General features: G+C 73.8%; 25 protein-coding genes. 12 read left to right on the top strand and 13 right to left on the bottom strand.

Features of this window, described 5'->3' with window-relative positions; all coding sequences use genetic code 11:
• Window positions 1-53 precede the first annotated feature (53 nt).
• On the bottom strand, window positions 54-914 hold the full coding sequence (locus ACFWJO_RS27545) for an alpha/beta fold hydrolase (protein ID WP_386869316.1): 861 nt from the start codon (window positions 912-914) through the stop codon (window positions 54-56).
• Window positions 911-1,735, bottom strand: coding sequence for a DUF998 domain-containing protein (locus ACFWJO_RS27540; RefSeq protein WP_386869314.1), 825 nt, complete (start codon window positions 1,733-1,735; stop codon window positions 911-913). The genes ACFWJO_RS27545 and ACFWJO_RS27540 overlap by 4 nt, the downstream gene beginning before the upstream one ends.
• Before the next feature lie 258 nt (window positions 1,736-1,993).
• Here ACFWJO_RS27540 and ACFWJO_RS27535 point away from each other — a divergent pair, with 258 nt between their 5' ends.
• Together ACFWJO_RS27535 and ACFWJO_RS27530 are read left to right on the top strand one after the other, a co-directional pair.
• Entirely contained in the window at window positions 1,994-2,842 is an 849-nt protein-coding gene (locus ACFWJO_RS27535; protein ID WP_386869312.1) for a DUF4190 domain-containing protein, read from the top strand.
• Window positions 2,843-2,962: 120 nt separating this feature from the next.
• Window positions 2,963-4,732: an NAD+ synthase gene (locus ACFWJO_RS27530; protein ID WP_386869310.1), complete on the top strand. Its 1,770-nt coding sequence runs from the start codon at window positions 2,963-2,965 to the stop codon at window positions 4,730-4,732.
• Window positions 4,733-4,749: 17 nt separating this feature from the next.
• Here the strand turns inward: ACFWJO_RS27530 and ACFWJO_RS27525 are convergent, their stop codons facing one another.
• From ACFWJO_RS27525 to ACFWJO_RS27515, 3 genes are all read right to left on the bottom strand, one after another.
• On the bottom strand, window positions 4,750-5,772 hold the full coding sequence (locus ACFWJO_RS27525) for an endonuclease/exonuclease/phosphatase family protein (RefSeq protein ID WP_386869308.1): 1,023 nt from the start codon (window positions 5,770-5,772) through the stop codon (window positions 4,750-4,752).
• Between the two features lie 256 nt (window positions 5,773-6,028).
• The gene (locus tag ACFWJO_RS27520) at window positions 6,029-6,736 is read right to left on the bottom strand and encodes a TetR/AcrR family transcriptional regulator C-terminal ligand-binding domain-containing protein (protein WP_386869306.1); all 708 of its coding nucleotides are present in this window, start codon (window positions 6,734-6,736) and stop codon (window positions 6,029-6,031) included.
• 22 nt (window positions 6,737-6,758) lie between these two features.
• Window positions 6,759-8,333: an MFS transporter gene (locus ACFWJO_RS27515; protein WP_386869304.1), complete on the bottom strand. Its 1,575-nt coding sequence runs from the start codon at window positions 8,331-8,333 to the stop codon at window positions 6,759-6,761.
• Window positions 8,334-8,580: 247 nt separating this feature from the next.
• Here ACFWJO_RS27515 and panB point away from each other — a divergent pair, with 247 nt between their 5' ends.
• The 3 genes from panB (at window position 8,581) to ACFWJO_RS27500 (ending at window position 11,449) form a co-directional block, all read left to right on the top strand.
• Window positions 8,581-9,444 (top strand): 3-methyl-2-oxobutanoate hydroxymethyltransferase, encoded by an 864-nt coding sequence (gene panB, locus ACFWJO_RS27510; RefSeq protein WP_384413802.1) that lies wholly within the window; start codon window positions 8,581-8,583, stop codon window positions 9,442-9,444.
• Between the two features lie 146 nt (window positions 9,445-9,590).
• Complete coding sequence (locus tag ACFWJO_RS27505) at window positions 9,591-10,592, top strand: ATP-binding cassette domain-containing protein (protein WP_386869302.1); 1,002 nt, start codon at window positions 9,591-9,593, stop codon at window positions 10,590-10,592.
• Window positions 10,589-11,449 (top strand): ABC transporter permease, encoded by an 861-nt coding sequence (locus ACFWJO_RS27500; RefSeq protein WP_386869300.1) that lies wholly within the window; start codon window positions 10,589-10,591, stop codon window positions 11,447-11,449. Before ACFWJO_RS27505 ends, ACFWJO_RS27500 begins: the two co-directional genes overlap by 4 nt.
• A 34-nt stretch (window positions 11,450-11,483) precedes the next feature.
• Here the strand turns inward: ACFWJO_RS27500 and ACFWJO_RS27495 are convergent, their stop codons facing one another.
• A complete protein-coding gene (locus tag ACFWJO_RS27495; protein WP_386869298.1) occupies window positions 11,484-14,849 on the bottom strand; it encodes a BTAD domain-containing putative transcriptional regulator in 3,366 nt (1,121 codons plus the stop codon).
• Between the two features lie 235 nt (window positions 14,850-15,084).
• Between ACFWJO_RS27495 and ACFWJO_RS27490 the strand changes: the two genes are divergently transcribed.
• Entirely contained in the window at window positions 15,085-15,885 is an 801-nt protein-coding gene (locus ACFWJO_RS27490) for a site-2 protease family protein (protein WP_386869296.1), read from the top strand.
• A 219-nt stretch (window positions 15,886-16,104) separates the two neighbouring features.
• Here the strand turns inward: ACFWJO_RS27490 and ACFWJO_RS27485 are convergent, their stop codons facing one another.
• Both ACFWJO_RS27485 and npdG read right to left on the bottom strand, forming a co-directional pair.
• On the bottom strand, window positions 16,105-16,329 hold the full coding sequence (locus tag ACFWJO_RS27485; RefSeq protein ID WP_384413817.1) for a hypothetical protein: 225 nt from the start codon (window positions 16,327-16,329) through the stop codon (window positions 16,105-16,107).
• 37 nt (window positions 16,330-16,366) lie between these two features.
• Complete coding sequence (gene npdG / locus ACFWJO_RS27480; protein ID WP_386869294.1) at window positions 16,367-17,068, bottom strand: NADPH-dependent F420 reductase; 702 nt, start codon at window positions 17,066-17,068, stop codon at window positions 16,367-16,369.
• Window positions 17,069-17,169: 101 nt separating this feature from the next.
• Between npdG and ACFWJO_RS27475 the strand changes: the two genes are divergently transcribed.
• Both ACFWJO_RS27475 and ACFWJO_RS27470 read left to right on the top strand, forming a co-directional pair.
• Entirely contained in the window at window positions 17,170-17,775 is a 606-nt protein-coding gene (locus tag ACFWJO_RS27475) for a hypothetical protein (RefSeq protein ID WP_386869292.1), read from the top strand.
• Between the two features lie 70 nt (window positions 17,776-17,845).
• Window positions 17,846-19,147 carry an MFS transporter gene (locus ACFWJO_RS27470; protein ID WP_386869290.1) on the top strand — a complete coding sequence of 434 codons (1,302 nt, stop codon included), beginning with the start codon at window positions 17,846-17,848 and terminating at the stop codon, window positions 19,145-19,147.
• A gap of 10 nt (window positions 19,148-19,157) precedes the next feature.
• Here the strand turns inward: ACFWJO_RS27470 and ACFWJO_RS27465 are convergent, their stop codons facing one another.
• A complete protein-coding gene (locus ACFWJO_RS27465; RefSeq protein WP_386869288.1) occupies window positions 19,158-19,649 on the bottom strand; it encodes a hypothetical protein in 492 nt (163 codons plus the stop codon).
• Window positions 19,650-19,684: 35 nt separating this feature from the next.
• The gene (locus ACFWJO_RS27460; RefSeq protein WP_386869286.1) at window positions 19,685-20,245 is read right to left on the bottom strand and encodes a plastocyanin/azurin family copper-binding protein; all 561 of its coding nucleotides are present in this window, start codon (window positions 20,243-20,245) and stop codon (window positions 19,685-19,687) included.
• Window positions 20,246-20,358: 113 nt separating this feature from the next.
• Between ACFWJO_RS27460 and ACFWJO_RS27455 the strand changes: the two genes are divergently transcribed.
• Together ACFWJO_RS27455 and ACFWJO_RS27450 are read left to right on the top strand one after the other, a co-directional pair.
• Window positions 20,359-21,030: an RNA polymerase sigma factor gene (locus ACFWJO_RS27455; RefSeq protein ID WP_386869284.1), complete on the top strand. Its 672-nt coding sequence runs from the start codon at window positions 20,359-20,361 to the stop codon at window positions 21,028-21,030.
• Entirely contained in the window at window positions 21,027-21,722 is a 696-nt protein-coding gene (locus ACFWJO_RS27450) for a zf-HC2 domain-containing protein (RefSeq protein WP_386869282.1), read from the top strand. The genes ACFWJO_RS27455 and ACFWJO_RS27450 overlap by 4 nt, the downstream gene beginning before the upstream one ends.
• Window positions 21,723-21,754: 32 nt before the next feature.
• Here ACFWJO_RS27450 and ACFWJO_RS27445 read toward each other — a convergent pair whose 3' ends face one another.
• Entirely contained in the window at window positions 21,755-22,018 is a 264-nt protein-coding gene (locus tag ACFWJO_RS27445) for a hypothetical protein (protein ID WP_386869280.1), read from the bottom strand.
• Window positions 22,019-22,075: 57 nt separating this feature from the next.
• Here ACFWJO_RS27445 and map point away from each other — a divergent pair, with 57 nt between their 5' ends.
• Together map and ACFWJO_RS27435 are read left to right on the top strand one after the other, a co-directional pair.
• The gene (gene map, locus ACFWJO_RS27440) at window positions 22,076-22,933 is read left to right on the top strand and encodes a type I methionyl aminopeptidase (protein ID WP_384413844.1); all 858 of its coding nucleotides are present in this window, start codon (window positions 22,076-22,078) and stop codon (window positions 22,931-22,933) included.
• Window positions 22,934-23,056: 123 nt separating this feature from the next.
• Entirely contained in the window at window positions 23,057-23,710 is a 654-nt protein-coding gene (locus ACFWJO_RS27435; protein ID WP_386869278.1) for a heme oxygenase (biliverdin-producing), read from the top strand.
• Window positions 23,711-23,731: 21 nt separating this feature from the next.
• Here ACFWJO_RS27435 and ACFWJO_RS27430 read toward each other — a convergent pair whose 3' ends face one another.
• Together ACFWJO_RS27430 and ACFWJO_RS27425 are read right to left on the bottom strand one after the other, a co-directional pair.
• A complete protein-coding gene (locus ACFWJO_RS27430) occupies window positions 23,732-24,418 on the bottom strand; it encodes a PhzF family phenazine biosynthesis protein (protein WP_386869276.1) in 687 nt (228 codons plus the stop codon).
• On the bottom strand, window positions 24,381-25,247 hold the full coding sequence (locus ACFWJO_RS27425; protein ID WP_386869274.1) for a hypothetical protein: 867 nt from the start codon (window positions 25,245-25,247) through the stop codon (window positions 24,381-24,383). Before ACFWJO_RS27425 ends, ACFWJO_RS27430 begins: the two co-directional genes overlap by 38 nt.
• Window positions 25,248-25,400: the final 153 nt, after the last annotated feature.

The following is a 25,400-nucleotide window of genomic DNA, read 5'->3' as shown; positions in this document are numbered from 1 at the left end:
CGGCTCCCCGCCCCTCAACTCCCGCCCTCGACCCCCTCGCCCGGCTCCCGCGCTCAGCGGCCCGCGTCGAGGACCGCCCGGGCGATCGCGTCCGGGCGGTCCAGCATGACCAGATGGCCCGACGGTCCGGCCGCCTCGTAGCGGGCGCCGAGCCGCCGGGCCAGCGCGCGCTGGCGCCGCTCCCAGCGGGCCGAGCCGTCGGGTGCGGCGAGCACGGTGACCGGCAGTCCCGGCGGCAGCGGGGCCCGTTCACGCAGGGCGAGCAGCTCGGCGGCGACGGCACCGTAGCGGGCGTTCTCGTCGAGGGTGCCGCGCAGCACGCGTGAGGTGCGGTAGACCCGGCGGACCTCGGCGGGCGGGGACGGGTCGGGCCGGCGGTGGGACGAGAGGCGTACGGTCAGGGCGCGGCCGGCGGGCCCCAGCGCGGCCGGGACTCCGGCGGCGCAGAGGGCGGCGCCGAGCGCCCGGGCGAGCGCCGGCGCGGTGCGGGAGGCGCGGGGCCGCTCCTCCACCGAGGAGTCGACGAGCACGAGCGCCGCGGTGCGGGCGGGGTGGAGCCGGGCGAAGGCCTCGGCGTGGAAGCCGGCGATCGAGTGTCCGACGACCGTGACGGGTGCGTGGTGCGGGCCGCCGCGGCCGATCCGGGCCGCCGGGACGTCGAGGACGGCGTCCAGGACGGCGGCGATCCGGTCGGCCTCCGCGGCGGCGGTGCTCGGCGCGGCGGAGGGCTGTGACAGGCCGTGGCCGGGGCGGTCGAAGCGGACGACGGTGCGGTGGGGGGCGAGCAGGGGGACCACCGGGTCCCAGTCGAACCAGCTCATGCCCAGCCCGGCGGCGAGCACGCACACCGGTCCCGCGCCGTCGACGACGACGTGGTGGGCGACGCCTCCGATCCGTACGAACGTGGTGGTCACCGTGGCTCCTCGTCCCTGGTCCTCCTGCCGGCGGCCCGCCCGGCCCCGGCCTCGGCCCCGGCCCCAGCCCCGGCTCCAGCTCCTGCCCCGGCGGCCGCCTCCCTCGCCACCGAGACCGCGAGGACCGCGAGCCACACCGCCACGAGCAGCACCTGGAGGCGCTGTCCGGCGCCGAGCGACCAGGTGCCGCGGCCGGCCTCGAAGGCGGCGACGGCGGCCAGCGTCCAGGCGGTGGCGGCGAACTCCAGGACGACGAGGGCGGGTCCGGTACGGGCGAGCGGCGCCCAGATGCCGTACCGCCGCGCGGCCGCCGTCAGCGCGACCATCGCGGTCAGCGCGCCGAGCATGGCGAGCGTGGAGCTGACGGCGTGCGCGGTGTGGGTGGCGGGCACGAGCCCGGCCGTCTCCCGGGCGGCGCACTCCGGATCGGCGGTGGGCGTGCAGCTGAGCGGCAGCCGCGAGTCGGCGACGGTGGCGGCCCCGAAGACGGCGAGGGCGAGCCAGCCGACGACCGTCCAGGGCCGGCGCGAGCCGGCGGCGGGGCGGTCCGTCCGGCCCGGGCCCGCCGGACGGGACAGGAGGCCTGTGAGGGCTCCGGCGAGGACGAGGAGACCGGCCGTCAGGTCCGTGGCGCGGAACAGCCCGCCGAGCGGCTGGTCGGCGGCCGCGAGTTCGGAGACGTAGGTGCGGACCGGGTCGAGACCGGTCCGCACGACGACTTCGAGGACCCAGGCGGTGTACGCGAGCGCGCCGAGGCCGAGCAGCGCGGCGGCGGCTCGGGTGAGCCTCGCGGCGTTCGGCCTCGCGGCATTCCTGGACACAGTGGGTCGAACGTCAGGGTGAGGCCGCGGGTTCCCGGCGTCCCTCGTCATGGGCCCATGCTCGACGGGCCGGACGAGGTGCGCATGTCGGCGGAAAACAGGGGGAAACCGCCGGGTCCCGCCGGGAAGTGGATCACGAACACATCTCGTTCACAAATCAAGTGGTGACTTCACAAGCGGCTGGCTTACGGTCGTGATCTTCCAGGGGGTGGGGCACTCGTGCCGGCATCCCCGTGCACCTGCCACGAAGGACCGCGCATGACCATGCCCACCCACTCCCCCGACCAGCCCTACGGCCCGCCCGGGATGCCCGGCGTGCCGCAGGCGCCCGCGCAGCCGCCCCGCAACGGGCTCGGCACCACGGCGCTGGTCCTCGGCATCCTGGGCGTGATCTTCGCGATCATCCCGCTCACCTTCTGGCTCGGCGGGATCCTGGGCCTGCTGGCCCTGATATTCGGCATCATCGGCACCGCCCGGGCCGGCAAGGGCCTGGCCACCAACAAGGGCAGCGCCCTCGCCGGCCTGATCCTCGGCGCCCTCTCGATCGTCGCCTCGATCGCGTGGACGATCGCCGTCGCGACCGCGGTGAAGGACGTCGCCGACGAGCTCGACAAGGAGCTCGACCAGAAGGGCGGGACGACCGCCTCCGCCACGCCGGGCGGCGAGGCGACGGGCGAGCCCACCGCCGAGCCGACCGAGCAGGCGCCCAAGGCGCTGAAGTTCGGCGACACCTTCACGTACGAGGACGGGATCAAGGTCACCGTCTCCAAGCCGCGCGCCTACCAGCCGGACGGCTTCGCCGTGAGCCACAAGAAGGGCAACAAGGCCTTCCAGGTGACGGTCACCGTCGTCAACGGCGGCAAGCAGCCGCTGGACGCCGCCGTCGTCCTGCCGGAGGCGACGGACGCCAACGGCGCGGCGGCCGAGATGGTCTTCGACGGCAGCCTCGCGAGCGCGCCGTTCAGCGGCAAGATCCTCCCGGGCAAGCAGGCCAAGTCCGACTTCACCTTCTCGCTCCCGGCGGACGCCGCCGGGGAGATGCAGGTCGAGATGTCCCCGACCGTGCTGGAGCACGACGCGCAGTTCTGGACCGGCCCGACGAAGTGACGCCGGGCGATCCGCCCCGGAGCGGGCGACCCGGGGCGTATCGACCACGGCGGGCCGCGCCGGGCGAGAGCTTCCGCCGTTCGCCACGACATAGCGTCGAATTGACGATAAACTGAGGGCGTGCCTCAACTACGCCTCGCTCTGAATCAGATCGACTCCACGGTCGGCGATCTCGCCGGGAACGCCGAGGCCGTCGTCCACTGGACCCGGCACGCGGCCGGACAGGGTGCGCACCTCGTCGCGTTCCCCGAGATGACACTGACCGGCTATCCCGTCGAGGACCTGGCGCTGCGCCCCTCGTTCGTCGAGGCCTCGCGGGCCGCCCTGCGGGCGCTCGCGCGGCGGCTCGCGGACGAGGGATTCGGCGAGCTGCCCGTGGTCGTCGGCTACCTCGACCGCTCCGACCGCGCGAAGCCGCGGCTCGGGCGGCCCGCCGGGTCGCCCGAGAACGCGGCGGCGGTGCTGCACCGGGGCGAGGTGGTGCTGCGCTTCGCCAAGCACCACCTGCCCAACTACGGCGTCTTCGACGAGTACCGCTACTTCGTCCAGGGCGACACCATGCCCGTGCTGCGCGTCCACGGCGTGGACGTGGCCCTCGCGATCTGCGAGGACCTGTGGCAGGACGGCGGCCGGGTGCCGGCGGCCCGCAGCGCCCGGGCCGGGCTGCTGCTGTCGGTCAACGCCTCTCCGTACGAGCGGAACAAGGACGACACCCGGCTCGAACTGGTCCGCAAGCGGGCCCAGGAGGCCGGCTGCACCACCGCGTACCTGGCGATGACCGGCGGTCAGGACGACCTGGTCTTCGACGGCGACTCGATCGTCGTCGACGCGGCCGGCGAAGTGATCGCCCGCGCCCCGCAGTTCTCCGAGGGCTGCGTGGTGGTCGACCTCGACCTGCCGGCGGCGCTCCCGCTCGCGGAGGCCCCCGCGGACGGCACGGTCGTGGACGACGGGCTGCGCATCGACCGGGTGGTGCTCTCCGAGGAGCCGCTGCCCGCCTACGAGCCCGAGGTGACGGGCGGTTACGCGGAGCGGCTCGACGACGACGAGGAGGTCTACTCGGCCCTGGTCGTCGGCCTGCGCGCGTACGTGAACAAGAACGGCTTCCGCTCGGTGCTCATCGGCCTGTCCGGCGGCATCGACTCGGCCCTGGTCGCCGCGATCGCCTGCGACGCGCTCGGGGCGGCGAACGTGTACGGCGTGTCGATGCCGTCCAGGTACTCCTCGGAGCACTCGCGCGGCGACGCCGCCGAGCTGGCCCGGCGCACCGGGCTGCACTTCCGCACGGTGTCGATCGAGCCGATGTTCGACGCCTACATGGGCGCGGTGGGCCTCACCGGGCTCGCCGAGGAGAACCTCCAGGCGCGGCTGCGCGGCACGCTGCTCATGGCGCTGTCCAACCAGGAGGGACACCTCGTCCTCGCCCCGGGCAACAAGTCCGAGCTGGCGGTGGGCTATTCGACCCTGTACGGGGACGCGGTGGGCGCCTTCGGGCCGATCAAGGACGTCTACAAGACCTGGGTGTTCCGGCTCGCCCGCTGGCGCAACCGGGCCGCCGAGGAGCGCGGCCAGACGCCGCCGATCCCGGAGAACTCCATCGTCAAGCCGCCGAGCGCCGAACTGCGCCCCGGCCAGGTCGACACGGACTCGCTGCCCGACTACGAGCTGCTTGACCGGATGCTCGAACTGTACGTCGACCGTGACCAGGGCAAGGACGAACTGGTGGCGGCCGGCTTCGACCAGGAACTGGTGACCCGGACCCTGCGCATGGTCGACCTGGCGGAGTACAAGCGCCGCCAGTACCCGCCGGGCACGAAGATCTCCGCGAAGGGCTTCGGCAAGGACCGCCGGCTGCCGATCACCAACCGGTGGCGGGAGACGCCCCTGTAGACGGCCGGTGAGGGAGGTCAGAGCCTGACGCGGGCGGCCACCGGAAGGTGGTCGCTCTTCGTCTCCGGCAGCGTCCAGGAGGACAGCGGCTCCACGCCGCGGACCAGGATCTGGTCGATGCGGGCCATCGGGAAGGACGCCGGCCAGCTGAAGCCGAAGCCGTCGCCCGCCGCGCCCTGGGTGGAACGCAGCTGCGAGGTGACCGCGTTGAGCGAGCGGTCGTTCATGGTGCCGTTGAGGTCGCCGAGCAGCACGATCCGCCGGTGCGGGTCGTGGGAGATGGCCTCGCCGAGGGCGTTGGCGCTGTTGTCGCGCTGATTGGCGGTGAAGCCGGCGTTCAGCCTGACCCGTACGGAGGGGAGGTGGGCGACGTAGACCGCCACCTCTCCGGCGGGGGCGGCGACCGTGGCGCGCATGGCACGGGTCCAGCCCATCCGGATGTCGACCGGCCCGGCGTCCCGCAGCGGGTACTTGCTCCACAGGCCGACCGTGCCCTGCACCGAGTGGTAGCGGTAGGTCTCGGCCAGGCCCTGCTCGTAGACCGGCACCATGTCGCCCTTGAGCTCCTCCAGGGCCACCACGTCGGCGCCGGAGGCGGCGATCTGACGGGCCGTGCCCTCGGGGTCGGGGTTGTCGGCGTTCACGTTGTGGGTGACCACGGTGAGGTCGCCGCCGGTCTGCGACTTGTCGACGACCAGCCCGCCGAAGAGGTTGAGCCAGACCACGGCCGGCAGGACGAGGGCGATCAGGGCGGTCGCCGAGCGCCGCAGCACGGCGAGGACGAGCAGCACCGGCACGAACAGGCCGAACCAGGGCAGGAAGGTCTCGGACAGGCTGCCGAGGTTGCCGATCCGGTTGGGGATGTCGGAGTGAAGGCCCATCACCAGGGCGAGCAGCACGGCGCACAGCGCGAGGACGATGCCCCGGCGCCAGATGCCGCGGTCGCCGCGCAGGCGCTCCAGGGCGGTCCGGAACCGTGAGCCGGAGCGCTCGGTTCCCGCTCCGCCGTGCTCGGTCCCCGTCATGTCCACCCGCGTCATCGCCGTCGTCCTCACTGCCTTGCTGCCTTGCTGTGCGACCCGGTGTCGACCCTAGGCCCTGTCGTCACCTTCCCGCCTGCCGCCCTCCGGACGGACGACGGGAAAGTGACGACAGGCCCTGGGCGATCCCGGGCCGGTCGTACTCTTCGAGGGACGACGACCGCGCGTGGCGGGTTCCTGCAGGTGGCGCGGGGCGTACGGCTGTGACAGAACGCGCACATTCGTACGGATCGCCCGCTCCGGCGGTCGCGGCGGTTCAGGCGCGGGGGCGCAGCCCCTCCAGGACGGCGTCCACGATCTCCTCGGGCAGGCCGGGCGACAGAGGGGCGCCTGGGCGGATGACGGTGCGCAGCAACAGGGGGCCGACGAAGAGGTCGTTGACGAGTTCGACGTCCAGGTCGGCCCGGAGCTCGCCGCGCTCCATCCCGCGCCGGATGGCGGCCAGGCCCATGCGGCGGCGGGGCTCGATGACGGTGTGGTGGTAGGCGTCCCACAGCTTGGGATACGACTGCATCTGCGAGAAGACGTTGTGCAGCAGCGCGGAGGTCCGCTTGACGAGGCCGCGCTGCCGCAGCGACTCGAGGAGCCTGACGAGGTCGTCACGGACCGAGGTGCCGGGCAGCACCGGGTCCGGGGGCTCGACCGAGCGCAGGAGCTCGATCAGGAGCTCCTCCTTGCCGGCCCAGCGGCGGTAGATCGTGGCCTTGCCGACGCCGGCGGTGCGGGCGATCTTCTCGATGGACAGCTCGGTGAGCGGCACGCCGCCCTCCAGGAGTCCGACCACCGCGTCGAAGATCGCCTGGTCCGCCGCCTCCCTGCGGGCCCCCCCGCGTCGCGTGTCCCCCGCGCCCGCGCCCGGTCCGGCCTCGGGGCCGGAGCCGGGGCGGGCGGGAGCGGGCGCGGCCGCGCGCGCGGGGTCGGGGCCGGGGCCGGTGGTGACCGCCCGGCCGTTCTCCTGCGACACGTCTTCCGCCTCTCCTTCTGGGCTACCTGGGAACCGATTCTCCCGTGTTCGCGCGGCTGCCCGGGACCGCCGCCGCGGGAGGCCGGCCTTCCGGGGTGCGGCCGGGCAGGAACAGTGCGACGACGACCGCGCCGAGGACGGCGACGGCGGCCGAGCCGACGGCGGTGACGTGCATCGCGTCGAGGAAGGCGTCGTACGCGGGGGCGACCAGGCCGCGGCCGGCCGGGCCCAGCTTGTCGGCGACGGCCAGGGTCGCCTCGATCGACTCGCCCGCCGTCTCGCGCAGGCCCGCCGGGACGGCGCCGAGGTGGCCCTCGATCTCGCCGCGGTAGGTGCTGGAGAGCACGGAGCCGAGGACGGCCACGCCGAGCGCGCCGCCGACCTGCCGGAAGGTGTTGTTGACGGCGGAGCCGGAGCCGGCCTTCTCGCGGGGCAGCGACTGCATCACGGCGACGGTGACGGGCGGCATGATGTGCGCCATGCCCGCGCCCTGGAGGAAGAAGACGGCTTCGAGGACCCATACGGGCGTGCCGGCGTCGAAGAAGGCGAAGGCGGCCAGGCCCACGGCGACGGCGAGCATGCCGACGGTGCAGACGGCCTTCGCACCGAAGCGCTCGACGACCAGCCTGGCCCGCGGCGCGAACACCATCTGGGCGACGGCGAGCGGCAGGATGAGCAGACCGGACTCCAGCGCGCTGTAGCCGCGGACGCTCTGCAGGTAGAAGGCGGAGAAGAAGGTCACGCCCATGAGGGCGAAGAAGACCAGCGCGATGGCGGCGACGGCGGCGGAGAAGGCGGGCTTGCGGAAGTACGAGATGTCGAGCGCCGGGTGGTCGCTGCGCTTCTCGTACAGCACGAAGGCGACCAGGACCGCGAGGCCCGCGAGGGACGGCAGGAGCACGGTGACGTCGGTGAAGCTGGCGAGCTCGCCGCCGCGGATGATGCCGTACACGAGCAGGACCAGGCCGAGGACGGAGAGCAGCACGCCGGGCACGTCGACGCGGCCGGGCCTGGGGTCCCTGGACTCGGGGACCAGCCAGACCATGAGCGCGAGTGCCAGGAGCACGACGGGGACGTTGACCAGGAAGACCGAGCCCCACCAGAAGTGCTCCAGGAGCACGCCGCCGGTGATCGGCCCGATGGCGATGGCGAGACCGACGCCGCCGGCCCAGATGCCGATGGCCTTGGGCTGCTCGTCGCGCTCGAAGACGTTCATCAGGACGGCGAGGGTGGCGGGCATGACGAAGGCGGCGCCGAGGCCCATCACGGCCCGGTAGGCGACGAGCTCGCCGGGGCCGGTGGAGAACGCGGCGAGCGCGGAGCCGATGCCGAAGACGGCGATGCCGAAGAGCAGGACCTTCTTGCGGCCGAGGCGGTCGCCGAGCAGGCCCGAGGTGAAGAGCAGGCCGGCGAAGACGAGCGTGTACGAGTTGATGGCCCACTCCAGCTCGCTCTGGGTGGCGCCGATGCCGACGGGGGCGGGACTGGCGATCGTCTTGACCGCGACGTTGAGGATCGAGTTGTCGAGGACGACGATCAAGAGGCTCAGCATGAGCACGCCGAGGATCGCCCAGCGACGGCTGTGTGACGTTGACATGCTCCCACCCTAGGTCAATTTCGATACGAGACCGTCTCGTATCGAAAAAGCTGACGGACTCTTTACGTTCCGGCCGGCCTCCCGCCGGCGCCCGGAGGCCCCCTCGCCCGGTGTTTCCGCGGTGTGAACAGCGCCACGCCGCTCCGCTGCCCCGCCCCGCTTCCCCGCCCGCCCCGCGAGGTGCCACCATGGATGTGGTCCGGGGACGCCACAGGGCGCCTCGAGATGACAAAAGGAGCCGTTCACCATGACGCTTCAGGCTGCCCAGAAACCGCCCGCCGACAGCAGCAAGGCGCTGTACGGAGGGAAGGGCACCCGCCGCATCACCGTCCACGACATCGCCGCCGCCAAGACCCGCGGCGAGAAGTGGCCCATGCTCACCGCCTACGACGCCATGACCGCCTCCGTCTTCGACGAGGCCGGGATCCCGGTGATCCTCGTCGGCGACTCCATGGGCAACTGTCACCTCGGCTACGACACCACCGTGCCCGTCACGATGGACGAGATGACGCTGCTCTCCGCCGCCGTCGTACGGGGCACCCGGCGCGCCCTCGTCGTCGGCGACCTCCCCTTCGGCTCGTACCAGGAAGGGCCCGTCCAGGCCCTGCGCAACGCCACCCGGCTGGTCAAGGACGCGGGCGTCGGCGCGGTCAAGCTGGAAGGCGGCGAGCGCTCGCTGCCGCAGACCGAGCTGCTCGTCCAGGCCGGCATCCCCGTCATGTCCCACCTCGGCCTGACCCCGCAGTCCGTCAACACCATGGGCTACCGGGTGCAGGGCCGCTCCGACGAGGCCGCCCACAAGCTGCTGCGCGACGCCAAGGCCGCGCAGGACGCGGGCGCCTTCGCCGTGGTCCTGGAGCTCGTCCCGGCCGAGCTGGCCGCCGAGGTCACCCGCTCCCTGCACATCCCCACCATCGGCATCGGCGCCGGTCCCGACACGGACGCCCAGGTCCTCGTCTGGACCGACATGGCCGGTCTGACCGGCGGCAAGGTGCCGCGCTTCACCAAGCAGTACGCCAACCTGCGCGAGACGCTCGGCGACGCCGCCCGCGCCTTCGCGGAGGACGTGACCGGCGGGGCGTTCCCCGCCGAGGAGCACACCTTCCACTGAGACGCGCGGGACACCCGTCCCCCGTCCCGACGGCCGCGGGCCGGGGACGCCCGGCCCGCGCCGACAGCCCACCGACAGCCCCGCCGACATCGCGTCGGCGGGGCTGTCGGCCGCCTGTCGGGGGCTTGTCGGTGGAGGGCTGTTCCATGGTGGACATGACGCGATCACACACCAACGCCGTCGAGGTCCGGGGCCTCGTGAAGCACTTCGGCGAGACCAGGGCGGTCGACGGGATCGACCTGGACGTCCGCGAGGGCACCGTCCTCGGCGTCCTCGGTCCCAACGGCGCCGGCAAGACCACCCTCGTCCGCTGCCTGTCCACCCTCCTCGTCCCGGACGCCGGGACCGCCGTCGTCGCCGGCTACGACGTGGTGCGCCAGCCCCGTCAGCTGCGCCGCACCATCGGCCTCACCGGCCAGTACGCCTCGGTCGACGAGAAGCTGTCCGGCTGGGAGAACCTGTACATGATCGGGCGGCTGCTCGACCTCTCCCGCAAGGACGCCCGCCGCCGCGCCGACGAGATGCTGGAGCGCTTCTCCCTCACCGAGGCCGCCAGGCGCCCGGCGATGAACTACTCCGGCGGCATGCGGCGCCGCCTCGACCTGGCCGCCTCCATGGTCGGGCAGCCCGCGGTGCTCTACCTGGACGAGCCCACCACCGGTCTCGACCCGCGCACCCGCAACGAGGTCTGGGACGAGGTCCAGCGGATGGTCGCCGAGGGCGCGACCGTGCTCCTCACCACCCAGTACATGGAGGAGGCGGAGCAGCTCGCGAGCGAGCTGACCGTCATCGACCGCGGCCGGGTCATCGCCAAGGGCGGTGTCGACGAGCTCAAGGCCCGCGTCGGCGGCCGCACCCTCCAGGTCCGCCCCGCCGACCCGGCCGACCTGTCCGCCATGGCGGCGGCGATCCGCGAGGCCGGCCTCGACGGGATCGGCGGCGCGTCCGTCGTCCCCGACGAGGGCCTGCTGTACGTGCCGATCCTCAGCGACGAGCAGCTGACCGCCGTCGTGGGCCTGTTCGGCGCCCGCGGCTTCGGCATCAGCCACATCGGCACCCATCTGCCCAGCCTCGACGAGGTGTTCCTCGCCATCACCGGCGAGAAGACGAACGTGTCCGACGCGATCCGCGAGGAGGTCGCCGCATGAGCGCCCCCACCCTCTCCAAGTCCCCCGTGGGCGCCTCCGGTGCCACGCCCGCCCGGACGCCCGTCGGCGGCGCCGCCGACGGCCGGATCGGCCTGCGGGCCAACCTCCGCCACATCGGCGCGCTGGTCCGGCGCAACGCGCTCCAGATCAAGCAGGACCCGGAGTCGATGTTCGACGCCGTCCTGATGCCGATCGTCTTCATCCTGCTGTTCGTGTACGTCTTCGGCGGCGCCGTCGCCGGCAAGGGCAACCAGCAGGAGTACGTGAACTACCTGGTGCCCGGCATGATGGCCATGATGGGCATGAACATCGCGATGGCCGTCGGCACCGGCATCAACGACGACTTCAAGAAGGGCGTCATGGACCGGTTCCGGACCATGCCGATCGCCCGTTCCTCGGTCCTCATCGCGAAGATCGTCGTCGAGATCGGCCGCATGCTGGTCGCCACGGCGATCCTGCTGGGCATGGGCTTCCTGCTCGGCCTGGAGATCCGCACCTCCGTGCTCGACCTGGCCGCCGCCATCGGCCTGTCCATGGTCTTCGGCGCCGCCCTGATGTGGATCTTCATCCTGCTCGGCCTCACGCTGAAGACCGCCCAGGCCGTCCAGGGGATGGCGATGCTGGTCCTGATGCCGCTGCAGTTCGGCTCCTCGATCTTCGCGATGCCGACGACGATGCCCGGCTGGCTGCAGACCTTCACCGACTACAACCCGCTGTCCAACCTCGCCGACGCCGCCCGCGCCCTCATCAACGGCGGCCCCGTCGCCCACTCCGTGTGGATGACGCTCGCCTGGGCCGTCGGCATCACCGTGGTCACCGCGCCGCTCGCGGTCGCCAAGTTCCGCAAGAAGACCTGATCCGCCGACGCGGGGGAACGGTACTCGGCGCGCCTCAGATCGCGTCGGCGCGTTCGAGCAGGGCGGCGGCCTCCTCCAGGGAGAGGCCGCCGCCCTCGGCGTACGCGGCCTCGAACACGGTGTCGTCGCCGAGCGCCGCCCGGGTCAGCGCGGTGGCCCGCGCCACGTTCTCCCGCTCGAGCGGAGGCGCCTGGTGAGCGGGCGGCAGCAGTGCCTCGTACGCGCCGAGCAGGACGGCCGCCGTACGGGCCCCGGGGCCTCCGAGTCCGGCCAGTGCCCACGCGGCGCTGACGAGGTGGATCGCCGGCATCGCCGGGGCCACCATCATCGACAGCGCGCCGAGGGACCGTCGGTACGCCCTCCGGGACAGCTCGAACGCCGGGCCGTACTCCTCGTCGAGGTTGTACACCCAGCCCAGGCTGCCGAGCGTGAAGCCCTCGAAGAGGGAGAAGGTCTCCGAGCTGAACTCGTCGAGGAGCCGGTGGAGATGGACCCGCGCCTCGGCGGTGCGGCCGGTCCGGCCGAGCAGCAGCGCGAGGAAGATCCGGGCCGCGAGCATCGGCTCGTGACCGCGGCCGTGCTCGCCCTCGACGACCTCGCGCAGGATGCGCTCCGCCTCGTCCTTCCGGCCGGTCTCGATCAGCATGTCGGCGTAACGGGCGCGCAGCAGCGCCATCTGGGACTGGGCGCCGATCCGCCGCGCGTACTCGATGGCCGCCGCGAAGTCCTCCGCCGCGCCCTGGAACTCGAGCCGCCGCTCCCGGGCCTCGGCCCGCGAGGACAGGGCCTCGGCCGCGCCCCAGGCGTCGTCGAGGCGTACGAAGATCTCCAGGCTCTCCTCGGCGTCGGCGGCCGCGCTCTCGGCCAGGTCGGCCCGGTTGGCGCGCATGTTGGCGCGCAGCTGGAGGGCGTTGCCGAGCTCCCAGTCGTAGCCGTAGCGGCGGCAGGCGGCGACATGGGCGTCCAGGGCCTCGCCCATGCGGCCGGGTTCGGCGATGAGCAGGACGGCGAAGACGCTGAAGGAGCCGGGCAGCCGGCAGGTCTGCGGCAGGCCCGGGGCGTAGACGGAGGTGATCCGCCGCAGCCGCGCGACGCCCTCCGGGGTGGTCCACCGGCCGGTCTGGTGGTCCATGTTGAGCAGCTCGACCAGCCGCACCCCGCGCCGGGCCTCCCAGAGCCGCTCCTCGTCCAGCGGCGGCGGCGCGGCGGTGACCGGCTCGTGCAGCGGGACGACCGCGCCCGCGTCCGGTCCGAACGGGTCGGGCCCGAGCGCGGCGACGGCCTCGGCCCAGTGCAGGGCGTCGGAGCGCAGGTCCCGCATGTTCCAGTACCAGAGCAGCGCGTGGACGAGCAGCAGGGCCTCGTGCTCGTCGCGTGCGGCGACCGCCCGCCGCAGGGCCGTGCGCAGGTTGCCGTACTCGACGGTGAACCGGCCCATGGCGGCGACCTGTCGTCCGGTCCGCAGCTCGGGGTCGGTGAGCCGGGCGAGCTCCCGGTAGTACGTGAGGTGCCGGCGCTCGGTGGCCGCCCGGTCCCCGGCCTCGTCGAGCCGCTCCCCCGCGTACTCGGCGACGGTCTCCAGGAGCCGGTAGCGCATGCCGCCGCCCCCGGGACCACCGTCGGGGGCGGCGACGACGAGCGACTTGTCGACGAGGGACCCGAGGACGTCGAGCACCTCGGGTCCGGCGGGGCCCGCGCCGGGGCCGGCGGGGCCCTGGGCGGGCTCGCCGCAGACGGCCTCGGCGGCCTCCAGGTCGCAGCCGCCCGTGAAGACCGACAGGCGGCGCAGCACCGCGCGTTCGGGCTCGTCGAGGAGGTCCCAGGACCAGTCGACGACCGCGCGCAGGGTCTGCTGGCGCGGCAGGACGGTGCGGGCGCCGGAGGTGAGCAGCCGGAACCGGTCGTCCAGGCGGTCGGCGATCTGGCGGGCCGTCAGCATCCGCAGCCGGGCCGCCGCGAGTTCGATCGCCAGGGGCAGACCGTCGAGACGGCGCACGATCTCGGCCGCCGCCTCCGGGTCCTCCTCCACCTCGAAGCCGGGCCGCACGGCGGCGCCGCGCTCGCCGAGGAGACGGAGGGCGGTCTCCGGCGGCAGCGGTCCCACCGGGCGCAGCACCTCGCCCGGCACGCCCAGCGGCTCCCGGCTCGTCGCGAGCACGGTCACGCCGGGGCAGCGGGCGAGCAGCGTCTCCGCCAGCCCGGCGGCCGCGCCGATCACGTGCTCGCAGTTGTCGAGCAGGAGCAGCATCCGGCGGCCGGCGCAGTGTTCGACGAGCCGGCCCGTGGGCTCCTCGCCGATGCGCAGTTCCTCGGCGCCCGCGCCGCGCAGCACGGTCTCGCGGGCGCCGAGCGCGCCGAGGACGGCCTCGGTGACGGCCTCCGGGTCGGTGACGGGGGCGAGTTCGACGAGCCACACGCCGTCGGGCCATCCCCCGCCGGCGCCGGCCCGCTCGGCGGCCTCCTGCGAGAGCCGGGTCTTGCCGGCGCCGCCGGGCCCGAGGAGCGTGACGAGCCGGCCGGACCGCAGGGCGTCCTGGAGGGCGGAGATGTCGTCCTCGCGACCGACGAAGCTGGTGAGCCGGGCACGCAGGTTCCCCACGAGGGGAGCGGAGCCCGTCGCCGGGCCGGTCGCGGAGCCGGTCACGGAGCCCGGAGGGGCGGCGTGAGGACGAACGGCCGGCGCTGCGCCCGCCAGCAACTCGGCGTGCAGGGCCCGCAGTTCCGGAGACGGGTCCGCGCCGAGCCGCTCGGCCAGCTCGCGCCGCACCGCTTCGTAGGCGGCGAGCGCCTCCGACGGACGGCCCGTGTCCCGCAGGGCGCGGATCCGCAGGGCCTGAAGGGGCTCGTCGAGCGGATGCCCGGCACACAGGGCGTCGAGCTCGGGCAGCACGGCGGCCGCCTCGCCGAGCGCGAGCGCGGCGGCCAGCCTGGCCCGGCGGGCGTCGAGCCGGCGCGCCTCCCAACGGGCGGCCTCGGCCGCGCCGTCGGGCAGATCCGCGAGCGCCGGCCCCTTCCACAGGGCCAGCGCCTCGTCCAGCAGCTCGGCCGCCCGCTTCGGCCGCCCCGCGTCCAGTTCCCGTACGCCCTCGGCCGCGAGCCGTGCGAAGCGGTGCGCGTCGACGTCGTCGGGCGCGGCCGCGAGCCGGTAACCGCCCTCGGTGGACAGCACCCGCTCGTGCCCGAGGGCCCTGCGCAGTCGTCCGACGAGTGCCTGCAGCGCGGCCACCGCGTCGGCGGGCGGCTCGCCGCCCCACACCTCGTCCACGAGCACGCCCACGGGCACCGCCCGGCCGGCCCGCAGCGCGAGGACGGTGAGCAGCGCACGCACCCGCGGCCCGCCGACGGTGACGGTGCCTTCTGACGTGTGAGCCCCAGCGGCCCCGAGGACGGAATAGCGCACGCCCCCATTCTCCGCGAGCCCGCCCGCGCCCGGCGCACGGGCCGCCCGTCCGGGCGCACGGGGCTCCGCGCGGACCGCCGGCGCGGCTGGGGCGAGAGCCGGACCGCCGGTGCGAGTGGCGCGGCCCCTGGCCGCCCGTGCGGGGGGCCGGGGCCGGAACCCCGGAGCCGGGCCGGTACGTTTCCCGCACACGCGGCCGACCGGCCGGCGGACCGCAGCCCCGGGGAGAAGCTCCATGTCCACGACCACCCATCGCCACGACGAGCGGCGGATCAGCCCCGTCTTCCTGGCGATCCTCGCGGTGATGGCCGTCACCGGCTGGGCCGTGTGGACGGACTTCGCCGCGCTGCCCGGGCTCGCGGTGTTCCTCTTCGTGACCGCGGCGTGGATCGTGTCGCTCTGCCTCCACGAGTACGCCCACGCCCGCACCGCCCTGCACAGCGGGGACATCACGATCGGCGCCCGGGGCTATCTGACGCTCAACCCGCTCGCGTACACCCACGCGGTCCTGAGCGTCATCCTGCCGGTGCTCTTCGTGATCCTGGGCGGCATCGGTCTTCCCGGCGGCGCCGTCTTCGTCGACCGCGGCCGGGTGCACGGCCGCTGGAAGCACAGCCTGATCTCGGTGGCCGGGCCGCTCGCGAACGTCCTGTTCGCCGTGGTCTGCACGGCGCCGTTCTGGCTCGGCGCGCTCGACGGCGTGCCGACCGCCTTCCAGTACGCGCTCGCCTTCCTGGCGTTCCTCCAGGTCACGGCGGCGATCCTGAACCTGCTGCCGGTGCCGGGCCTGGACGGCTACGGCGTGATCGAGCCCTGGCTCTCGTACAACGTCAAGCGGCAGATCGAGCCCTACGCGCCGTACGGCTTCTTCGTCGTCATCGCGCTGCTCTTCGTCCCGGCGGTCAACGGCGCCTTCTTCGACGGCGTCGACGCGCTGATGCGGGCCCTGGACGTGCCGGAGCTGTCCCGCGCCTGCGGCTCCGAGATGTACCGCTTCTGGCAGGGCGGGGCGCCGGACGTCTGCGGGGTCGGCTAGGGGGTGTCTCGCCGATCAGGCCGGATCAGGGAGCGGCGTCTGGTGCATGGGGTCTCCCCAGGCCCGCCAGGGCCGAGGGGACGCATCGCAAGGCGCCGGAGTGGCTCGATAGCGGAGCTATCGGGGCGCTTCGGCAACGCGGCGAGGCGCGGTGCCAGGCGTCGCGAGCCCGGCATGATCGGCGAGACACCCCCTAGGCCCTGATCCGGAAGAGCACGCCTAGTCCTGGGTCATGCGGGCGCGCTTGACGTAGAACCACGCCATGTTCGAGGACAGGCCGGCGAACAGGACCCACACCACTCCCAGCCAGCTGCCCTGGGCGAAGGAGACGACGGCGGCCACGACCGCGAGGACGCAGACGGCGAGGGCGTAGAGGGCGAGACGGGGCATGGGGGTCGGCTCCTGTCCGGGTACGGCTGATGGTGCCCGTCCAGTGTCCCCCATGCCCCGCCCCGCGCCGGGGCCGGCCGGGGCGTACGGCTCAGACGTCCGTGACGCGCAGGCCCGCGTGGGCCCTGTAGCGGCGGTTCACCGAGATCAGGTTGGCGACCAGCGACTCGACCTGGTGGGCGTTGCGCAGCCGGCCCGCGAAGACGCCGCGCATGCCCGGGATGCGGCCGGCCAGGGCCTGGACGAGCTCCACGTCGGCGCGGACCTCGCCGAGGACCATCACGTCGGTGTCGATCTCGTCGATCGAGGCGTCCTGGAGGAGGACCGCCGACAGGTGGTGGAAGGCGGCCGTGACCCGCGAGTCCGGGAGCAGCGCGGCGGCCTGCTCGGCGGCCGAGCCCTCCTCCGGCTTGAGCGCGTAGGCGCCCTTCTTGTCGAAGCCGAGCGGGTTGACGCAGTCCACGACGAGCTTGCCCGCGAGCTCCTCGCGCAGCGCCTCCAGCGTCTTGGCGTGGCCGTCCCACGGCACGGCGACGATCACGATGTCGCTGCGCCGCGCGCACTCGGCGTTGTCGGCGCCCTCGACGCCGAGGCCCAGCTCGTCGGCCGCGGCCCGGGCGCGGTCGGCGGCGCGCGAGCCGATGATCACCTTCTGGCCGGCCTTGGCGAGCCGGTAGGCGAGCCCCCGGCCCTGGTCGCCGGTGCCGCCGAGGACGCCGACGACGAGTCCGGAGACGTCGGGCAGGTCCCAGGGGTCCTTCGGGGCCTGCGGTGCAGTCGTGGAGGAAGTCATGGCCTCGACATTACTGGCCGGTCGGCCCGGTGGTCCCCGTCCGGGTGAGTCCGCCGCGAAGGGGCTGCGCGCGGCGGGCCGGGCGGGCAGCATGCGGGGCCATGGACGCCGTACGTGTCGCGCTGCTGCGTGAAGTGCTCGCCGGGACCGAGTGGCCGGCCGCCGCCCGGCGCTTCGCGGGCTCGCTCCGGTCCTCCGTCGTCTCCCACGGCGGCGGGCTGCTGCTCGTCGGCACGGCGGAGTACGAGCCGTGGCACCTGGCCGCGCACCTGGTCGACGAGTCCGCCTGGTCGGGCCGCCCCGAGCTGGCCCCGACCCTGGTGCGGCACCGGGTGCGGGCCGGTGACCCGGCGCACCTGGCCGTCGGGCTCGGGCGGATCGAGTCGGCGGGGCGCGGGGCGACGCTGCTCATGGTGGCGCCGTCCCGGCCGGACGAAGGGCTGCTCGAACGGGTCCACGACGCCCGCCGGGCGGGCGCGACGGTCCTGTCGCTGGACGGTGGCGACGCCGAGCTGCTCGGTCTGGCGCACGAGGCGCTGACGGTGGCGCCGGACGCCGAGGTCGACCTGGACACGGTGCAGCACCTGGTGAGCGCGGCGACCGGCGAGAACTGCCTGCCGCCCGCCCCGCGCGGCCGCCTCCGCTTCCGCGACCGCCTCTCGCGCCTCGCCGACCAGCTGACGGCCCCGCCGCCGGCGCGCTGGTGACGGGTGCGGCCCTCGCCGCCCCGCGTAAATCGGTTGCCGGGGGCGCGGACCGTGCCGAGCATGGCACGTCGTGAAACGCCTCGCCCGCCTCCTCCCCGATCTCGCGCCCTGGCGCTCCTCGGCCGACTTCCGGCTGCTCTGGGTGCAGGGCGCCGTCACGGTCTTCGCCTCGTTCATGGCGCTGGTGGCGCTGCCGCTGCAGATCAAGGAGCTGACCGGCTCGCCGTTCGCGGTCGGTGCCATGGGCGTCGTGGAGCTGGTCCCGCTGGTCGTGTTCGGGCTGTACGGCGGGGCGCTCGCGGACGCCGTCGACCGGCGGAAGGTGATCCTGGCGACGGAGGCGGGCCTCGGCGTGCTCGCCCTGATCCTGTTCGTGAACGCGCTGCTGCCGGAGCCCGTGCTGTGGCCGCTGTACGTCGTCGCGGCCGGTGTCTCCGCGCTCTCCGGCCTCCAGCGGCCCGCGCTCGACTCCCTCCTCTCCCGCATCGTCCCGCACGGGCAGCAGACGGCCGCCGCCGCGCTCAACTCGCTGCGCTGGCAGATCGGCTCCATCGCCGGGCCCTCGCTCGCGGGCCTGGTCGTGGCGTACGCGGGACACTCCGCCGCGTACGCCGTGACCGTCGCGGGCTATCTGGTGTCGGTGCTGCTGTGCCGGCGGCTGTCGCCCGCGCCGCCGGCGCACGACGCCGACAAGCCCTCGCTCCGCGGGATCGTGGAGGGCGCGCGGTACGCGTGGTCGCGGCCGGTGCTGCTGGGGACGTACGCCGTCGACCTGGCGGCGATGTTCTTCGCCTTCCCCAACACGGTCTTCCCGTTCCTCGCGGACGACCTCGACGCGGAATGGTCGCTGGGTCTGATGTACGCGGCCGGGTCGGTGGGCTCGCTGCTCCTCGGGCTCACCAGCGGCTGGACCTCGAAGGTGCGGCGGCACGGCGTCCTGGTGGCGGCGGGGGCGGCCGGCTGGGGGCTCGCGATCGCGGCGGCGGGCTGGTTCGGGAACGTGTGGGCGGTGCTGCTGTGCCTGGCGTTCGCGGGCGCCGGCGACATGCTGAGCGGGCTCGGGCGCTCGACCATCTGGAACCAGACGATCCCGGAGGAGCTGCGGGGCCGCCTGGCGGGCATCGAGGTCCTGTCGTACAGCGTCGGCCCGCAGCTCGGCCAGGTCCGCGCGGGCACGATGGCCGGCTGGACCGGCACCCGGCCGGCGATCTGGTCGGGCGGCGTCGCGTGCGTGGCGTCGGTCGGGCTGCTCTGCCTCGCCCTGCCGAAGCTCCTCGCGTACGACGCCGAGACGGACGAGGACGCGCTGGCCCGAAAGGCCCAGCAGCAGGCGACGGCACCGGAATCGGCGACGCGGACGGCGACGGCCTGACGCTCACGCCTTACGAGCCGTCCTCCCGTCCGGAAGGCCGGCGGGGGTGAGCGCGGTGCGGCTCGTGCGGGAGGTGCGGGAGGTGCGGAGGGTGCGGGAGGTGCTGGAAGTGGTGGTGGCTGAGCGTGGCCACCGCCAGCGTGGTCAGGACGACCACTCCCGCCGTCTCCACGCCGAGCGTGGGCCGCACCAGCTCCGCGTCCGGCGACTCCTCGAAGCCGAACAGGCCCGTGGTGAGGCTGAGGAACAGCGCGCCCAGGGTCCCCGCCGTGAACAGCGCCGTCACGGCGGCCACCGGTCCGAGCCAGCGCGTGGGCGTGACGAGCAGCGCCACGGCGAGGACGCAGCCGAGGACGCCGTTGAAGAGGAACAGCGCGCCGATGGTGGCGAGGTCCCGGTAGCCGGAGTCCCACAGATGCAGGTGGATCGCGGCCATCGCGGCGGTCAGGCCCGCGGCCGTCACCCGCAGGAGCACCGTCGCCACCGCCCTTCTCGTAGCCATGTCGAGCTCCCCGTGGCCGGTTCTCGCGGCCGTCTCTAGTAGCCGGTGCCGGGACTGTCGGTGCCGGGACTCCGGTCCGGCGTGCCGTTCGTGCCGCCGCCCACGGTGATCTCGGTCTTCATCCCCGCGTCCTTGTGGCCGTCGACGGGGCAGTAGACCTCGTAGGTGCCGGACTCCAGGGTCACCTTCAGGGTCGTGGACTCACCGGGGCTGATGGTCGCGCTGCGGTTCTCGCCGCCGGGCCCCTCGAACTCCAGGGCGTGGTCGTGCTGTCCGGTGTTCTTCGCGGTGAAGGTGTAGTCGCCGGGCTCGAAGGTCTGCTGGGAGAAGGCGATGCGGAAGTCGGAGAGCGTGGCGTCGACCTGGGTCGAGGCCGTGGTGTCGGCCGGAGGCGGAGGGGTGGTGGCGCCGCCGTCACCGTCTCCGTCGCCGCCGCATGCGGCGGCCAGCAGGGCGGTGAGGGCGGCGGCCGACATGCCGAGCGCCACGCGGTCGCGGCGGCGGCGTCGAGCGCCGGGGCTGCGCGGGGTGTGGGGAGCCTGCGGGCCGGGTGGGGTACGGGGGCTGGGGCTGGGCGGGGTGCGTGAGTACGTCATGGTTCGGTCCTCCACAAGAGATACGGCGCGGCCGCGGGAACGGATTGCCGCGCACACGCGGCGGACAATGGCCGTAGGCAATCCCCTCGGGGCGACGGAACGTATCCACGGGTATGCGGCGCATGGCCCTTCCCCTCGGAGGCCTGCCCCTCGGGCGGGTGTCCGACGAGGCACTGCTCTCCGGGCTGACGACGGGCGATCCGGAGATCGCGGTCGCGTTCGTGCGCCGTTTCCAGCGCACCGTCTTCGGTGTGGCCGTCGCCGTCGTCCGTGATCCCCAGCTCGCCGAGGACATCGCCCAGCAGACCTTCGAGCGGGCGTGGCGGCACGCCCCGGTGTACGACCCGCGGCGCGGTTCGGTACGGACGTGGCTGACGGCCGTCGCCCACAACCTGGCGGTCGACGCGGCACGGGCGCGACGGGCCAGCCCGGTCCCGCCGGAGGACCTGGACGCGCTCCTCGGCCTGGTGACCGAGACGCCGGAGCGGTGGGCGCTCGCCGACGAGAGCGCGCGGCGGGTGCGGCGGGCGGTGGCGGCGCTGCCGCGGGGTCAGGCCCGGGCGCTGGTGATGGCGGGGATCTACGGGATGACGGCGCGGGAGGTGGCCGCCGTCGAGGGCATTCCGCTGGGCACGGCCAAGACGCGGATCAGGACGGGGATGCTCAGGGTGCGGGCGCTGCTGGAGGAAGGGGAGCCCGGAGAGGGAGTGCGCGAAGCGGGAAGGGGCGGCCGAGGGGAGCGCGAGGAGAGGGAGCCGGACGACGGGGAGGAGGGGAGACGGTGAGCGGCGCGGAGTGCGAGCGGCTGCGGGAGCGGGTCGCGGAGCTGGCGCTCGGGGTCCTGCCGGCCCGGGAGCGGGCCGAGGCGGTGGCCCATCTGGACGGCTGCCCGGACTGCCGGAAGCGGGTCCGGGAGCTGACGGCGGTCGGCGACGGGCTGCTCGGGCTGCTGCCGGAGGCCGAGCCGCCGGTCGGCTTCGAGACCCGGGTGGTGCGGGCCGTGGCGCCGGAGCCCCCGGTGCCGCGGCGGGCGGGGCGCGTCCGTGGGCGGCGGCTGCGGCTCGCGGCGGCGGCCGTCGCCGGCGCGCTGGCCTTCGGCTTCGGCGGCTGGGCGGTCGGAACGGCGGTCCAGGGCGCGCCGGCGGTGGCCGAGCGGACGGACGGAACCCTGCTGCGGGACGCCGCGCTGCTCGCCGAGGGCCGTGAGGTGGGCCGGTTCTACGCCCACGCGGGGGCCGGCGGCGGCTGGGTGTACATGTCGGTCGACCTGGAACGGGCCGCCGGCGGCCCGGTGCGGTGCGTCCTCGTGGCGGCCGACGGGTCGACGACGCCCGTGGGCTCGTTCCCGCTGAAGGGCGGTTACGGCTACTGGGGTGCGCCGGTCTCCGGAGTGGATCCCGGATCGGTGACCGGCGCCCGCCTGCTGGGCCCGGACGGCACCGTCCTCGCCGAGGCCCGCTTCACAGAAACGGCCTAGGGCCTGTGCGGCCCTGATCCCCCGGACAAGTCCTAGCGGCCGAAGCCGTCCCGGTCGCCCGGGTCCTCGTCGCCGACCGGTCCCCCGCCCGCCCTGTCGTGCCAGCGCGGGTCGGTGTCCCACTCCAGGTTCCGCTCCCGGGCGGTCTCCATGGCGTGGGCGGCCTCCTCACGGCTGGTGTAGGGGCCGAAGCGGTTCTTGGCCGGGCACTCGGGGCCCTCCTCGACCTTCTTGTGCTCCAGGCAGTAGTACCACTCGCCCGGCTTGCCCGACGTGCGCTTCTTGAACAGGGCCATGTCGGCTCCTTCCTCCGTCACCATGCTGCCCCAGACGCGGTCGTTAGACTCGCTGACATGTCTGGCCAGTCGCTTCTCGTTCCGGGGGAGCTGTCCCCCCACCGTTCCGTTCCCGGGTCCATCCGCCGCCCCGAGTACGTCGGAAAGCCCGCTCCCACCCCGTACACCGGTCCTGAGGTGCAGGACGCCGAGACGATCGAGCGGATGCGCGTCGCCGGCCGCCTCGCCGCGCAGGCGATGGAGGAGGCCGCCAAGCACATCGCGCCGGGCGTCACCACGGACGAGCTGGACCGGGTCGCCCACGAGTTCCTGTGCGACCACGGCGCCTACCCCTCCACGCTCGGCTACCGCGGCTTCCCGAAGTCGCTGTGCTCGTCCGTCAACGAGGTGATCTGCCACGGCATCCCCGACTCGACCGTCCTGAAGGACGGCGACATCGTGAACCTGGACGTGACCGCGTTCATCGGCGGTGTCCACGGCGACAACAACGCCACGTACCTGTGCGGCGACGTGGACGAGGAGTCCCGGCTGCTCGTCGAGCGGACCCGGGAGTCGCTGAACCGGGCCATCAAGGCGGTCAGGCCGGGCCGCCAGGTCAACGTGATCGGCCGGGTCATCGAGTCGTACGCCAAGCGCTTCGGCTACGGCGTGGTGCGGGACTTCACCGGGCACGGCATCAACTCGTCGTTCCATTCCGGACTGATCATTCCGCACTACGACTCTCCGCACCACACGACGGTGATGCAGCCGGGCATGACGTTCACGATCGAGCCGATGCTGACGCTCGGGACGCACGAGTACGACATGTGGGACGACGGCTGGACCGTGGTGACGAAGGACCGGAAGCGGACCGCGCAGTTCGAGCACACGCTCGTGGTGACGGAGAACGGGGCCGAGATCCTCACGTTGCCCTGACGCCTCCGAGGGGTACGTTTTTACCGACAGGACGTCGGGAACCATTGACTTAGGTATACCTAAGTCGGCACGATCGGCAGTGGTTCCCGACCCCTACGGTCCCGACGGTCCCGGAGGCACGCCTTGGACACGCCCTTCTCGACGCTCATCCGCACCGCCTCGCACGCACAGCACACGGAAGCGGAGTCGTCGTCGTTCATGAGCGACCTCCTCGGCGGACGGCTGGCCGTCGACGCCTACGCCCGCTACACGGAGCAGCTGTGGTTCGTGTACCGGGCGCTCGAGGACGGCGCGGAGACCCTGCGGACCGACCCGGTCGCCGGGCCCTTCATACAGCCGGAGCTGTTCCGCATGGAGGCCCTGGAGCAGGACCTCGCCCACCTGCGCGGGCCCGGCTGGCGCGCCGGCGCGACCGCGCTGCCCGCCACCGAGGCGTATGCGGCGCGGATCGCCGAGTGCGCCCGCGACTGGCCGGCCGGCTACGTGGCGCACCACTACACCCGCTACCTCGGCGACCTCTCGGGCGGCCAGATCATCCGCGACAAGGCCGAGCGCACGTGGGGCTTCACGCGCAAGGGCGACGGCGTGCGGTTCTACGTCTTCGAGGACATCGCCAACCCGGCCGCCTTCAAGCGGGCGTACCGGGAGCTGCTCGACGCGGTGAACGCCGACGACCTGGAGAAGCAGCGGATCGTCGACGAGTGCAAGCGCGCGTTCGACTTCAACGGCGCGGTGTTCCGTCAGCTGTCGGACGAGTTCCCGCTCAGCGCCGCCTGACGCTCACGCACTCACGCACACTCAGACGGTCAGGGTCCGCTCAAGGCGGACCCGGCCGCCGAGTTCGATGATGCCGTCGGGGCCGGGCGCGGTGAGCATCTGCGAGCCCAGGCCCTGGGTGATGTTGAGGGCGCGGCCCAGTTCGGCGGTGAGCAGCAGCGCCGCCGCGCCCGTCGCCTCGTCCTCGTCGATGCCGTCGCCGCGCCCGGGGAAGGCACGCGCCCTGATCCGGCCGGCGGCCTCCTCCTCCCAGGCCCAGGCGTAGATCCACTCCCCGGGCTCCGGCACGTCGAGGGCGTCGACCTCGGCGGCGGAGCCGTACTGGCGCAGCGTGCGCGGCGGCGCCCACTCGGCGCGGGCCTCGATCCAGGTGAACTCCCCGTCCCCGCGCACCCACACCTCCCCGGCCGGCGGACAGACCACCTCCACGTCGAGCAGCCAGGCCGCGCCGACGAGCGGATGCCCGGCGAAGGGCAGGCGCACTCCGGGCGTGTAGATGTCGACGGTCCCGCGCTCGGGGTCGTCGACGAACACGGTCTCGCTGAAGCCGAGCTCCTTCGCGAGCGCCTGCCGGGCCGCCTCGTCGGGGAAGGCGCGCCCGTCGCGCACGACGCCGAGGGCGTTGCCGTACCGGCCGTCGCCCGCGCAGAAGACCCGCAGGACGTCGATGTCAGTGGCGGCGGAGTGGCTCGTCGCGGTCGTGTTCATGGCGGAATTGAAGCATCCAGGCGTCCCATTCGGCGGCTCCACCCGGAATCGGCCAGGTGGGCGTGCTGTCCTCGTCGTACGGGACGGAGGCGAGCGCCTCGGCGTACGACCGGCTCACCGCCCGCCGCGCCGGGCCCTGTCCGGGCCCCAGTTGCGCCAGCCACCGCTCGTAGGCCTCGATGGCGCCGGCTCGGGCGAGGGCGTTGGTCTCCTCGTCCGCGCCATGGGCCAGCACCACCGCCTCGGGGTCCCGGCCCTCCGCGAGGGCCGCCACCGCGCGGTCGTGTCCGTCCAGGATCAGCCAGCCGTCGAACTCGGGGAGCCACCACAGCAGTACGGGCGGCAGGACGCCCTCGCGGGCCTGGCGGCGGTACGCCTTGACGCGCGGGCTGTCGGGAGCGGAGAGCGGGCGCAGCGGCAGGACGCCGTTCCAGCCGTCACGGTCCCAGTCGAGGTGGACGGTCGGCCAGGCACGGACGAGGTCGGTGTGCCAGACGTACGGCGGGAAACCGGACCGCCGGGTGAGGAGCAGGCGGCCGGCGTGGAGGGGGCCGCGGTCGGAGGCCGACAGTTCCCCCGCGATGCGGTGCAGCCAGTCGGAACGGTGCCGGGCCTCGTCGGCGCGCAGGGGCGACACCGGCGAGCGGTAGCCGTGGCGGCGGTGGACGGTGACGCCGTGGCGGTCCGCGTCGAGGCGGGCGAGGAGGACGGGACGGCCGTTCTGGCGGAGCAGTGTCCGACGGTCCGCGGCCGTCTCCAGGCGGAGGGCCGGGACCCGGTCCGGGTGACCGGTCAGGACGAGGGCCAGGGGAAGGTTCTCGCGGCGCACGGCCCGCACGCTAGCGCGGTGGACGGCGGGGGCACAACACCCGTTCCCGGGGGCGGTCCCACCCCAACCCACCCCTACACCAACAAAACCTGGACAACTCCCCCCACTTGGCAAAGCCCTTACCCAACCCCGCAACCCCCCCGAGTCCCCCCT

It is taken from the genome of Streptomyces sp. NPDC127092, assembly GCF_042722475.1.
Lineage (GTDB): Bacteria > Actinomycetota > Actinomycetes > Streptomycetales > Streptomycetaceae > Streptomyces.
This window is presented reverse-complemented; position numbering and strand designations above follow the sequence as displayed.